Here is a 12,945-nt window from a genome sequence, read left to right as displayed (position 1 = left end):
TCAAAAACGATACTCTCCCGCAGCAAAGAAGCTATTACGATCGGCGAAGCCAATTTCGGTGGTGATATTAACGTTGCGGGTCAACTCATATTGCGCGCCTACCAGCACGTTCCAGGGGGATTGCAGGTGTTGTTTGACATCGAAGCGACCATTGCCATCCTTGTTCGCAATATCCACCATTTTTTGCAGCGCCGCAGAAGGCATAGTGAGATCGTTCAGGCTGCCGCTAAATTCTTGCTGCACATCCTGATACATACTGCCCACCCACAGATTTAACTTGCCGGATGGCATGTGCAGGGCCTCCACGCCGGGAGTGGTAAAGCGATAACCTACGCGCGGGGAGACGGTAAAGGCATTAATACTGCCATCAAGGATATCGAACTGCGTTTGCGTATAGTTGGCATCAAAAGCCGTAAACCAGTTGCCCACTCCGCCAACCAAAGTTGTTCCTACACCGTAGGTTGTGCCTTTAAAGTCGAGCTGAAATGCCAGATTCTGCAAATTGGCTGGTGTGCGGTATTTACGTGGTCCTTTGATTCCTACACCTATCTGCGAAACAGAGTGTCCGTCGGTATAGCCAATCAGACCATAGACGTTCATAAAGGGCAGTAGCCAGGCATCCAGTTTTAAGGTTTCGGTTTTGCTTCTCTCCCGGGTATTGCCGACGTTGATTTTAAACGCGTTATCCAACGAGTGACCGCGCAGGGAAAGACCGTTGAAATTAATACTGTCTACATTAATATTTTGCCTGATATTCATGTAGTTAATATTCACGCCAAACGGCTCAGGCAGGTCGTAGCCACGTTTACGTGCCTCCTCACCTAAAAACGGCAAAACAGCGTGGCTTGTTGTTGGTTTAGCCGCGGGTGTTGTCGGCAAAGAAGTAGCCTGACCATCGTCCTGATAGTCATACAGCGGTGTCAATGTTGAGCCAGAATCCGTCGCAGCCCAGGCGTGAAAAGCCAAACAGGAAGACGTCATCAACACCAGGCGGATGCGTGTGTTAGTCATAAGGAAACATAGTTGCAGGCAGGAATCGCCAGAATATAAAAGAAGGGGGGAGAGTATAGAAGTTACATGCTAAGTGGGGGGATTAATGTGCGATTTCACATCTGATAATACAAACATGATTTTTATAACATTCTTAATGTTTTATGCCTGGCCGAAGCCAGGCATAACGAGTATCAGGAGAGGACGTACTTCTCAATCGCCCAGGCTACGCCGTCTTCAAGATTGGATTTCGTCACGAAGTTAGCCACTTCTTTCACCGACGAAATAGCATTATCCATTGCAACGCCTACGCCTGCGTATTCGATCATCGCGATATCATTTTCCTGATCGCCAATCGCCATAATCTCTTCCGCTTTAATGCCCAACGCATCGGCCAGCGATTTTACACCAGTCCCTTTATTGACACGTTTATCCAGGATTTCGAGGAAATACGGCGCACTTTTCAGCACGGTGTACTTCTCTTTTACCTCTGCTGGAATACGCGAGATGGCTTTATCGAGGATCTCTGGTTCATCAATCATCATCACTTTCAGGAACTGGGTCGCCGGGTCCATGTTCTCTGCTTCACAGAACACCAGTGGGATGGTCGCGACAAAAGACTCATGCACCGTGTAGTAACTGATATCACGGTTGGCGGTATACAGCGTATTGCGATCGAGTGCGTGGAAATGCGAGCCGACCTCCCTGGAGAGTTGCTCCAGGAAACGGTAATCATCATAGCTCAGCGCGGTTTGCGCGACGGTACTCCCGTCTCCGGCTTTCTGCACCAGTGCACCGTTGTAGGTAATGCAGTAATCACCGGGTTGTTCCATATGCAGTTCTTTCAGATAGCTGTGAACGCCAGCATACGGGCGCCCCGTGGTCAGTACCACATTCACACCTCGCGCGCGTGCCGCGGCAATCGCCGTTTTGACCGCAGGTGAAATGGTGTGATCGGGCAGCAGAAGTGTGCCATCCATGTCGATAGCAATAAGTTTGATAGCCATGAGTTCCCCGGATTAAATGAGTCCGCCCTCATGCTAACGCGATTCCGCTCAAAAAACAGCTACGAAAAGGGGGATAGAAAGGGGAATTGGGATTCCCCTTTTGTAGATTGGTTGTCGTTTGCAGGCCTGATAAGCAACGCGCCATCGGGCACAATACAACGTCTTGCCGGATGGCGGCATAAACCGCCTTTTCCGGCCTACAGATTGGCTTAAATATCGATATTCGCCGCTTTCAGGGCGTTTTCTTCGATAAATGCACGACGCGGTTCAACAGCATCACCCATCAGGGTGGTGAAAAGCTGGTCAGCGGCAATCGCATCCTTCACCGTAACGCGCAGCATACGGCGGCTTTCCGGGTCCATCGTGGTTTCCCACAGCTGTTCCGGGTTCATCTCGCCCAGACCTTTATAGCGCTGAATCGCGAGGCCACGACGGGACTCTTTCACCAGCCAGTCCAGCGCCTGCTCGAAGCTGGTAACCGGCTGACGACGCTCGCCACGTTCGATAAACGCATCGTCTTCGATCAGGCCACGCAGTTTCTCACCCAGCGTGCAGATACGACGGTATTCGCCGCCGGTCACAAACTCGTGGTCCAGCGGATAGTCGGTATCAACGCCGTGCGTACGCACGCGGATCACCGGTTCGAACAGGTTCAGTTCAGCGTCTTTACGCACAAAGCTGTTCCAGGTGCTGCCGTGCATTTCGTTTTCATTCAGCACGTTAACCAACTGGGAAACCCAGGCTGTCACTTTCGCTTCATCAGCAAGATCGGCTTCAGCCAGCGTCGGTTGGTAAACCAGTTCCTTCAGCAGTGAGCGCGGGAAGCGGCGCTCCATACGGCCAATCATCTTCTGCGTGGCGTTGTACTCAGAAACCAGTTTTTCCAGCGCCTCACCCGCCAGAGCCGGCGCGTGGGCGTTGGTGTGCAGCGTGGCACCATCAAGGGCGATAGAAATCTGGTACTGATCCATCGCTTCATCATCTTTGATGTACTGTTCCTGCTTGCCCTTCTTCACTTTGTACAGCGGCGGCTGCGCAATGTAGACGTGACCGCGTTCCACGATTTCCGGCATCTGACGATAGAAGAAGGTCAACAGCAGCGTACGGATGTGCGAGCCGTCGACGTCCGCATCGGTCATGATGATGATGCTGTGATAGCGCAGTTTATCCGGGTTGTATTCGTCGCGACCAATGCCGCAGCCCAGTGCGGTGATCAGCGTCGCCACTTCCTGAGAAGAGAGCATCTTGTCGAAGCGCGCTTTCTCAACGTTAAGGATTTTACCCTTCAGCGGCAGAATGGCCTGGTTCTTACGGTTACGTCCCTGCTTCGCAGAGCCGCCCGCTGAGTCCCCTTCCACCAGGTACAGTTCAGAGTGGGCCGGGTCGCGTTCCTGACAGTCTGCCAGTTTGCCCGGCAGGCCCGCTAAGTCCAGCGCGCCTTTACGGCGGGTCATTTCACGCGCACGGCGTGCCGCTTCACGGGCACGTGCCGCATCAATAATTTTACCGACGACGATTTTAGCGTCAGACGGGTTCTCAAGCAGGTATTCGCTCAGCAGTTCGTTCATCTGCTGTTCTACCGCCGATTTCACCTCTGAAGAAACCAGTTTGTCTTTGGTCTGAGAGGAGAATTTCGGATCCGGTACTTTTACCGATACGACAGCAATCAGGCCTTCACGGGCATCGTCACCGGTGGCGCTAACTTTCGCTTTTTTGCTGTAGCCTTCTTTGTCCATGTAGGCGTTCAGGGTACGGGTCATCGCCGCACGGAAGCCTGCAAGGTGAGTACCGCCGTCACGCTGCGGAATGTTGTTGGTGAAGCAGTAGATATTTTCCTGGAAGCCGTCGTTCCACTGCAGCGCGACTTCCACACCGATACCGTCTTTTTCGGTGGAGAAATAGAAGATATTTGGGTGAATTGGCGTTTTGTTCTTGTTGAGGTATTCAACAAACGCCTTGATGCCGCCTTCGTAGTGGAAATGGTCTTCTTTACCGTCGCGCTTGTCGCGCAGACGAATAGAGACGCCGGAGTTCAGGAAGGACAGCTCGCGCAGACGCTTCGCCAGAATGTCGTATTCGAACTCAACGACATTGGTGAAGGTTTCGTGGCTTGGCCAGAAACGGACCTGGGTACCGGTCAATTCTGTTTCGCCGGTTACCGCCAGCGGTGCCTGCGGCACACCGTGCACGTAAGTTTGCTGATGCACTTTGCCTTCGCGGCGAATCACCAGCTCCAGCTTCTGCGACAAGGCGTTAACCACGGAGACACCTACGCCGTGCAGACCGCCGGACACTTTATAAGAGTTATCATCGAATTTACCGCCTGCGTGCAGCACGGTCATGATAACTTCCGCCGCCGAAACGCCCTCTTCCGGGTGGATACCGGTTGGGATACCACGGCCATCATCGGTAACGGACACGGAGTTGTCAGCGTGAATCGTCACCACGATATCTTTACAGTGACCCGCGAGCGCTTCGTCGATAGCGTTATCTACCACCTCGAATACCATGTGGTGTAGACCGGTGCCGTCATCCGTGTCGCCGATATACATACCCGGGCGCTTACGCACCGCATCCAGCCCTTTCAGGACTTTGATACTGGAGGAGTCATAAGAATTCGACATCAACGTTTCTCGCTCATTTTATCTTGGGTTAATCCGTTATTTTACCCTTTTCCACGGTGAACATCTTCGAATTTTTGTCCGACATGTCCAGAACGTGTTCAGCGCTGATTGCGCTGACAAAGACCTGAGATTGCGTGGCTTTTAAGCGGCTGGCCAGCAGTCCGCGACGCGCATCATCCAGTTCAGAGGCAAAATCATCTATCAGGTACAGGCAGCGCCGCCCGCTTTCACGGGTCAGGTACTCCCCTTGCGCCAGACGTAAGGCGCACATCAGCAGCTTTAGCTGCCCACGCGATAAGGTGTCCTCCACCGGCGCACCGTCGGCACGAATGCGGAAATCCGCCTTGTGCGGACCGTGCGCGGTGTAGGTCAACATGCGATCGCGTTCAAAACTACGTTCCAGCACTTCAGCGTAGTCGCTCTCTTTCTCCCAACCGCGCTGGAAAGAGAAAGAAAGGGAAAACTCAGGAAGAAACTGCTGGCAGGTATCCGCCATATCCTGCGCGATACCGGCGCTGTACTCCGCGCGCCAGGTGCTGATTTGTTCCGCCAGCGGGATCAGTTCTTTATCCCACGGACGCAGTTGTTCATAACGACTCACCTGGCGCAGCGCCGCGTTGCGTTGCTTGAGCAGACGCTTCAGGTTGCTCCAGGCGGTGAAAAATCCAGCTTCATTGTGAAAGCATCCCCAGTCAAGGAACGCTCTTCTGTATTTGGGGCCGCCGTTGAGTAAAGTAAACCCTTCAGGCGTTATCAGCTGCATCGGCATCAGGTGCGCCAGTTCCGCGACCTTATGCCCGTCAGTGCCATCAATGCGTACTTTACTGTCGCCCTGTTTGTCTTTCGTCAGGCCAATCGAGGTCTCACGTTCTTCACCTTGTAAACGCCCGTGGAGGACAAACGATTCCTGCTCGTGGCGAATCACGCGGCCAATTTGCAAACTACGAAACGCCCGACCATGGCCAAGCGTATAAATTGCTTCCAGCACGCTGGTTTTGCCACTGCCGTTAGCGCCAACCAGAAAGTTAAAGCCGGGAGATAAAGCGAGATCCGCATTTTCGATATTGCGGAAGTCTTTGATTAGTAGTCGGGATAGCGACATATCAACTCGTCATCATTCAAGGGGCGTGGGTGTTGCAGCCAGTTCGTCTACCGCCAGCGCGCAGAAAGCGGAGCGTACACGAAGTACGTGAGCATTTGCTCGCTCCGCTCGTCCTTCGGACCGTCTTACAGACGTCCAAAACGCATAGCGTTTTGTCGAACACTGCCGGAAGGCGAAATGGCAAGTAAACCAGCCCCTTTGCAGATTCTACAATCTCATAGGCATGACGACGTAGGCTGCGGATTGTGACGCTGCATCTTCAATCTGTACGCTCGATACGGAATCGGTCAGCATAATGCGCACATTTTCGCACTTCAGCGCATTAAGTACGTCCAGCACGTAGCTGACGTTAAAACCGATTTCCAGTTCAGTGCCCGGATAGGTGACGTCGAGGATCTCTTCCGCCTCTTCCTGTTCCGGGTTGTTGGCCGTGATTTTGAGCTGATTTTCACTGACATACAGACGCACGCCGCGGAATTTCTCATTAGAAAGAATTGCCGCTCGGGCAAACGCCTGTTTGAGAATATCGCAGCCCGCCTCCAGATGTTTGTCCGGGTTCTTCGGCAATACACGACGGTAATCCGGGAAGCGGCCATCCACCAGTTTGGAGGTAAAGATGAAATCACCCACGTGTGCCCGAATGTTGTTGCTGCCGATCTGCACGCGCAGCGGATTGTCGCCGCCGTCGAGCATACGCATCAGTTCAATCACGCCTTTACGCGGTACGATCACCGAATGGTTAGGCAGGGACTGACCAACCGGCATAGAACAAACGGCCAGACGGTGACCATCGGTCGCCACGGTGCGCAGCTCTTCGCCTTCGGTTTCAAACAACATACCGTTTAAGTAATAACGCACGTCCTGATGCGCCATTGAGAACTGCGTGGCTTCAATCAGACGCTTCATCGTTGCCTGCGGCAAGGTGAATTCGACTTCGCTCTGCCAGTCATCCAGATTCGGAAAGTCAGCAGCAGGTAATGTGGACAGCGAGAAACGGCTGCGGCCAGAACGCACCAGCATACGGTCGCCTTCCAGTTGAACGGCAATTTCTGCACCTTCCGGCAACCCACGACAAATGTCGAAGAATTTACGCGCCGGAACGGTGGTTGCACCAGGCTCATGCGGCTGGATCAGCGCAACGCGTGCCACCATCTCCATCTCGAGATCGGTACCGGTCAGCGAAAGCGTGCCGTCAGCAACCTGCAGCAGCAGGTTTCCAAGGATCGGCAGTGTAGGACGTCCACCCAGCGGGCCGCTGACCTGCTGAAGCGGTTTTAATAAATGTTCACGTTCAACGGTAAATTTCATAGCGTCACGAAGATAATGTTCTGATTAAATTGGAGAAATCTTCTTTAATATCATGGCTTTCTTCACGCAACTGCTCAATCTTGCGACAGGCATGAAGCACGGTAGTATGGTCACGCCCACCAAACGCGTCGCCAATTTCCGGCAGACTGTGGTTAGTGAGCTCTTTTGCCAGCGCCATCGCCATCTGGCGCGGACGAGCTACCGAGCGAGATCGACGCTTAGAAAGCAGATCCGCAATTTTGATTTTGTAATACTCCGCCACCGTCTTTTGAATATTGTCGATGGTGACCAGTTTTTCCTGCAAAGCCAGCAGATCGCGCAGCGCTTCGCGCACGAAATCGATAGTAATCGCCCGGCCGGTAAAATTGGCGTTGGCGATCACGCGGTTCAGTGCGCCTTCCAGCTCACGCACGTTAGAGCGTAGACGCTTGGCAATAAAGAACGCCACCTCACCCGGCAGACGAATGTCGTTCTCATCTGCTTTTTTCATCAGGATCGCGACACGCGTCTCCAGTTCAGGCGGTTCGATCGCGACGGTCAGCCCCCAGCCGAAGCGGGATTTCAGACGATCTTCAACGCCATTGATCTCCTTCGGATAGCGATCCGAGGTCAGGATGATCTGCTGATTTCCTTCCAGCAGGGCATTAAACGTGTGGAAAAATTCTTCCTGCGATCGTTCTTTATTAGCAAAGAATTGAATATCGTCAATCAGCAACGCATCAACGGAACGGTAATAGCGTTTAAACTCTTCGATCGCATTGTTTTGCAGGGCTTTAACCATGTCCTGCACAAAACGCTCGGAGTGCATATACACCACTTTTGCGTTCGGCTTACGCGCCATAATGCCGTTACCTACAGCGTGCAGCAGGTGGGTTTTACCCAGACCTGTACCGCCATAAAGGAATAACGGATTGTAGGCGCCGCCAGGATTGTCCGCCACCTGACGTGCCGCCGCGCGCGCCAGTTGGTTAGATTTACCTTCAACGAAGTTATCAAACGTATGTTTGACGTTGACGTTAGAGCGATAGGTAGGCTCTGCCGGGGCCGGTACGTTATCCCAGCCGGGACGCGCCGCCGGAGCGACTCGTTGCGGTTGCACTTGTTGAGCCACATGCGCAGGCGTAACGATGTTATTCATCGGCGTCTTCAGCGTTTGCGTGACAGGTTTAGTGCCGACCTCAAAACGCAGCTGTGGGGCATCCGCTCCGCAGAAATTATTCAGCAATCCATTAATATTATTGAGGTATTTATCCCTTACCCAATCGAGCACAAAACGGTTTGGCGCATACAAAGCCAGCGTGTTATCGCTCAGTTCCGCCTGCAACGGGCGTATCCACATACTGAATTCTGTGGCTGGTAACTCATCCTGCAATCGGGCAAGACACTGCTGCCAAAGCGAAAGTGACACGGCGGACTCCACTCGAACAAAAGTCGATAAATGACAAAGGCTGAAACATTCATGATTGTTGACGCACATCGACAAGACCCTATGCAAAGGGTGACGTGCGAATTGCTATCTGCAATTTTTACCCGATCAGGATCCATCGAAACGATCAGGACCGCGGATCATAGCGTAAACTGAGAAAGAGATCTTCTGTTTCTCACAGATTCTTCCCGATTTATCCACAGGATGATCCAGAATCGGCTAAGTGTAAACGATCCTGGAGAAGTGCTGCAGGTTTTCGCGCGCATATTGAAAAAATTAATGAGTAAAGATGCTTTACTGCTTAAACGATCTAATAAAGATCCCGAGCGATCCTTGCGCTTTATCCACCAGCCCGTATAATTCTTACCCCCAGCGAGTAACGGTCGCCTTACGGCGTCAACGCTGCCTGTTTTTTACACAAAACCACGTGAAAAAAAACGGGATATAAGGAAAGAGAATTGACTCCGGAGTGTACAATTATTACAATCCGGCCTCTTTAATCACCCACACTGTGGCGTAAGTCGTTCGAAATTCGTTCGGGTATACGCAAAAGTCAGTGAATTTATTCAAGTTTAGGTAGAAATCGCCATGAAACGCACTTTTCAACCGTCTGTACTGAAGCGCAACCGTTCTCACGGCTTCCGTGCTCGTATGGCAAATAAAAATGGTCGTCAGGTTCTGGCACGTCGTCGTGCTAAAGGCCGTTCTCGTCTGACCGTTTCTAAGTAATAAAAGCTAGCCCCTGAGTGGTTAAGCTCGCATTTCCCAGGGAGTTACGTTTGTTAACTCCCACTCATTTCACATTCGTCTTCCAGCAGCCACAACGGGCTGGCACGCCGCAAATCACCATCCTCGGCCGCCTGAATTCGCTGGGGCATCCCCGTATCGGTCTTACAGTCGCCAAGAAAAATGTTAAACGTGCGCATGAACGTAATCGGATTAAACGTCTGACGCGTGAAAGCTTTCGTTTACGTCAGCACGAGCTTCCAGCAATGGATTTCGTGGTGGTGGCGAAAAAAGGGGTTGCCGACCTCGATAACCGTGCTCTCTCGGAAGCGTTGGAAAAATTATGGCGTCGCCATTGTCGCCTGGCTCGCGGGTCCTGATAGCCCTCATTCGGGTCTATCAACGCCTGATCAGTCCGCTGCTTGGGCCGCATTGCCGTTTCACTCCAACCTGTTCGAGCTACGGAATTGAGGCATTGCGCAGGTTTGGAGTGATAAAAGGCAGTTGGTTGACGGTGAAACGCGTATTAAAATGCCACCCTTTACACCCTGGTGGTGACGATCCCGTCCCGCCCGGACCATTTGATACCAGAGAACACTAACGATGGATTCGCAACGCAATCTTTTAGTCATCGCTTTGCTGTTCGTGTCTTTCATGATCTGGCAAGCCTGGGAGCAGGATAAAAATCCGCAACCTCAGGCCCAACAGACCACGCAGACAACGACCACCGCAGCGGGTAGCGCCGCCGACCAGGGCGTACCGGCCAGTGGCCAGGGGAAACTGATTACGGTTAAAACTGACGTGCTTGATCTGACCATCAACACCCGTGGTGGTGATGTGGAACAGGCTTCACTGCCAGCTTACCCGAAAGAACTGGGTTCTACCGAACCGTTCCAGTTACTGGAAACTACGCCACAGTTCATCTACCAGGCACAAAGTGGCCTGACAGGTCGTGACGGCCCGGATAACCCGGCTAACGGCCCGCGTCCGCTGTACAACGTCGAAAAAGACGCCTTTGTACTGGCAGACGGTCAGAACGAACTGCAGATCCCGATGACCTATACTGACGCAGCGGGTAACACATTCACGAAGACGTTTGTTCTCAAACGTGGTGAATATGCTGTCAACGTTAACTACAGCGTGCAGAACGCCGGCGAGAAACCGCTGGAAGTCTCCACCTTTGGTCAGCTGAAGCAATCCATCAACCTGCCTTCTCATCGCGACACCGGTAGCAGCAACTTTGCGCTGCACACCTTCCGTGGCGCGGCGTACTCCACGCCGGATGAGAAGTATGAGAAATACAAATTCGACACCATTGCTGAAAACGAAAACCTGAACGTCAATGCTAAAGACGGCTGGGTTGCAATGCTGCAACAGTATTTCGCAACGGCATGGGTTCCGCGTAACGACGGCACCAACAACTTCTATACCGCTAACCTGGGTAACGGCATTGCCGCTATCGGCTATAAATCACAGCCGGTACTGGTTCAGCCTGGCCAGACTGGCGCGATGACCAGCACCCTGTGGGTCGGCCCGGAAATTCAGGATAAAATGGCGGCCGTTGCACCGCACCTGGATCTGACCGTGGATTACGGCTGGTTGTGGTTCATCTCTCAGCCGCTGTTTAAACTGCTGAAATGGATTCATAGCTTCCTGGGTAACTGGGGCTTCTCCATCATCGTTATCACCTTTATCGTTCGTGGCATCATGTACCCGCTGACCAAAGCGCAGTACACCTCCATGGCGAAGATGCGTATGCTGCAGCCGAAGATTCAGGCTATGCGTGAGCGTCTGGGCGATGACAAACAGCGTCAGAGCCAGGAAATGATGGCCCTGTACAAAGCTGAGAAGGTTAACCCGCTGGGCGGCTGCTTCCCGCTGATCATCCAGATGCCAATCTTCCTGGCGTTGTACTACATGCTGATGGGCTCCATTGAACTGCGTCATGCGCCGTTCGCACTGTGGATCCATGACCTGTCTGCACAGGACCCGTACTACATCCTGCCGATCCTGATGGGCGTGACGATGTTCTTCATCCAGAAGATGTCTCCGACCACCGTGACCGACCCGATGCAGCAGAAGATCATGACCTTTATGCCGGTCATCTTCACCGTGTTCTTCCTGTGGTTCCCGTCAGGTCTGGTGCTGTACTATATCGTCAGCAACCTGGTAACCATTATTCAGCAGCAGCTGATTTACCGTGGTCTGGAGAAGCGTGGCCTGCATAGCCGCGAGAAGAAAAACTCCTGATTCGGTGTAGGCCGGATTAGGCGAAGCCGCCATCCGGCAAACGGAACATAAATTAAAGGGCGGTCATTAGACCGCCTTTTTTATTGCATGACAAAGAGACATATCATGAGCCATAACGACACCATCGTCGCTCAGGCCACCCCACCGGGACGTGGTGGCGTGGGTATCCTGCGCATCTCCGGCCTGAAGGCGCGTGAGGTCGCAGAAACCGTACTGGGGAAACTGCCAAAACCGCGCTATGCCGACTACCTGCCGTTTAAAGACGCGGATGGCAGCGTGCTGGATCAGGGAATTGCGCTGTGGTTCCCCGGTCCGAACTCCTTTACCGGTGAAGACGTCTTAGAGCTTCAGGGCCATGGCGGTCCGGTGATTCTTGACCTGCTGCTCAAACGTATTCTGACCATTCCCGGGCTGCGCATTGCCAGACCGGGGGAATTCTCCGAGCGCGCATTTCTTAACGATAAGCTCGATTTAGCTCAGGCAGAGGCAATTGCTGACCTGATCGACGCCAGCTCTGAACAGGCGGCACGCTCGGCGCTAAATTCCTTACAGGGCGCATTTTCTGCGCGAGTCAATCATCTTGTGGAAGCACTCACTCACCTGCGCATCTATGTGGAGGCGGCGATTGATTTCCCGGATGAAGAAATCGACTTCCTGTCTGACGGCAAGATTGAAGCCCAGCTCAATAGCGTGATGGCTGATCTTGATGCCGTGCGTGCCGAAGCACGTCAGGGCAGCCTGCTGCGCGAAGGGATGAAGGTGGTGATTGCCGGGCGTCCTAACGCCGGGAAATCAAGCCTGCTGAACGCGCTGGCAGGCCGTGAGGCGGCCATTGTCACCGACATTGCCGGGACTACCCGCGACGTACTGCGTGAGCATATCCATATCGACGGTATGCCACTGCACATTATCGATACCGCCGGTCTGCGCGACGCCAGCGATGAAGTTGAACGCATCGGTATCGAACGCGCCTGGCAGGAGATCGAACAGGCCGACCGTGTACTGTTTATGGTTGATGGCACCACCACCGACGCAGTTGACCCGGCAGACATCTGGCCAGACTTTATTGCGCGTTTACCGGCAAAACTGCCGATCACCGTCGTGCGAAACAAAGCGGATATCACGGGTGAAACGCTGGGTCTCAGCGAAGTAAATGGCCACTCACTGGTTCGCCTCTCTGCGCGTACCGGCGAAGGCGTTGACGTACTGCGCAACCATCTCAAACAGAGCATGGGCTTTGAAACCAATATGGAAGGCGGCTTCCTGGCGCGTCGTCGTCATTTGCAGGCACTGGTAGAAGCGGCGGAGCATCTTGAACAGGGCAAAGCCCAACTACTCGGAGCATGGGCCGGAGAATTGCTGGCGGAAGAGCTGCGCCTTGCACAGCAAAACCTCAGTGAAATCACCGGAGAGTTTACTTCCGACGATCTGCTGGGACGGATTTTCTCCAGCTTCTGTATTGGTAAGTAACGATGTATTGCCCGGTGGCGCGATGCTTACCGGGCCTACAGG

The 12,945-nt window shown here is 53.1% G+C and carries 12 protein-coding genes; 6 read left to right on the top strand and 6 right to left on the bottom strand.

Going from position 1 to position 12,945, the window contains the following annotated elements:
* From HV261_RS02525 to dnaA, 6 genes are all read right to left on the bottom strand, one after another.
* Nucleotides 1-1,011: a hypothetical protein gene (locus HV261_RS02525; protein ID WP_442781013.1), complete on the bottom strand. Its 1,011-nt coding sequence runs from the start codon at nucleotides 1,009-1,011 to the stop codon at nucleotides 1-3.
* A 173-nt stretch (nucleotides 1,012-1,184) separates the two neighbouring features.
* Nucleotides 1,185-1,997 carry a sugar-phosphatase gene (gene yidA, locus HV261_RS02520; RefSeq protein WP_137382189.1) on the bottom strand — a complete coding sequence of 271 codons (813 nt, stop codon included), beginning with the start codon at nucleotides 1,995-1,997 and terminating at the stop codon, nucleotides 1,185-1,187.
* A 209-nt stretch (nucleotides 1,998-2,206) separates the two neighbouring features.
* On the bottom strand, nucleotides 2,207-4,621 hold the full coding sequence (gyrB, locus tag HV261_RS02515) for a DNA topoisomerase (ATP-hydrolyzing) subunit B (RefSeq protein WP_202037348.1): 2,415 nt from the start codon (nucleotides 4,619-4,621) through the stop codon (nucleotides 2,207-2,209).
* 28 nt (nucleotides 4,622-4,649) lie between these two features.
* Entirely contained in the window at nucleotides 4,650-5,723 is a 1,074-nt protein-coding gene (gene recF / locus HV261_RS02510) for a DNA replication/repair protein RecF (RefSeq protein WP_202037347.1), read from the bottom strand.
* Between the two features lie 207 nt (nucleotides 5,724-5,930).
* Nucleotides 5,931-7,031: a DNA polymerase III subunit beta gene (dnaN, locus tag HV261_RS02505; RefSeq protein ID WP_202037346.1), complete on the bottom strand. Its 1,101-nt coding sequence runs from the start codon at nucleotides 7,029-7,031 to the stop codon at nucleotides 5,931-5,933.
* A gap of 4 nt (nucleotides 7,032-7,035) precedes the next feature.
* Nucleotides 7,036-8,439, bottom strand: a complete 1,404-nt coding sequence (gene dnaA / locus HV261_RS02500; RefSeq protein ID WP_202037345.1) for a chromosomal replication initiator protein DnaA — start codon at nucleotides 8,437-8,439, stop codon at nucleotides 7,036-7,038.
* Between the two features lie 222 nt (nucleotides 8,440-8,661).
* Between dnaA and HV261_RS27910 the strand changes: the two genes are divergently transcribed.
* The 6 genes from HV261_RS27910 (at nucleotide 8,662) to mnmE (ending at nucleotide 12,903) form a co-directional block, all read left to right on the top strand.
* A complete protein-coding gene (locus tag HV261_RS27910) occupies nucleotides 8,662-8,817 on the top strand; it encodes a hypothetical protein (protein WP_423244543.1) in 156 nt (51 codons plus the stop codon).
* A gap of 228 nt (nucleotides 8,818-9,045) precedes the next feature.
* The gene (gene rpmH / locus HV261_RS02495; RefSeq protein ID WP_003023858.1) at nucleotides 9,046-9,186 is read left to right on the top strand and encodes a 50S ribosomal protein L34; all 141 of its coding nucleotides are present in this window, start codon (nucleotides 9,046-9,048) and stop codon (nucleotides 9,184-9,186) included.
* A 17-nt stretch (nucleotides 9,187-9,203) separates the two neighbouring features.
* Nucleotides 9,204-9,563, top strand: coding sequence for a ribonuclease P protein component (rnpA, locus tag HV261_RS02490; protein WP_003844432.1), 360 nt, complete (start codon nucleotides 9,204-9,206; stop codon nucleotides 9,561-9,563).
* Nucleotides 9,527-9,784 (top strand): membrane protein insertion efficiency factor YidD, encoded by a 258-nt coding sequence (yidD, locus tag HV261_RS02485; protein ID WP_003023846.1) that lies wholly within the window; start codon nucleotides 9,527-9,529, stop codon nucleotides 9,782-9,784. Before rnpA ends, yidD begins: the two co-directional genes overlap by 37 nt.
* A gap of 2 nt (nucleotides 9,785-9,786) precedes the next feature.
* Nucleotides 9,787-11,433 carry a membrane protein insertase YidC gene (gene yidC / locus HV261_RS02480; RefSeq protein WP_003023844.1) on the top strand — a complete coding sequence of 549 codons (1,647 nt, stop codon included), beginning with the start codon at nucleotides 9,787-9,789 and terminating at the stop codon, nucleotides 11,431-11,433.
* A gap of 105 nt (nucleotides 11,434-11,538) precedes the next feature.
* Nucleotides 11,539-12,903: a tRNA uridine-5-carboxymethylaminomethyl(34) synthesis GTPase MnmE gene (gene mnmE, locus HV261_RS02475; protein ID WP_202037344.1), complete on the top strand. Its 1,365-nt coding sequence runs from the start codon at nucleotides 11,539-11,541 to the stop codon at nucleotides 12,901-12,903.
* The last annotated feature ends 42 nt before the right edge of the window (nucleotides 12,904-12,945 follow it).

Origin of the sequence: Citrobacter sp. RHBSTW-00671 (assembly GCF_014103415.1) — a bacterium.
Taxonomy (GTDB): Bacteria; Pseudomonadota; Gammaproteobacteria; order Enterobacterales; family Enterobacteriaceae; genus Citrobacter.
This window is presented reverse-complemented; position numbering and strand designations above follow the sequence as displayed.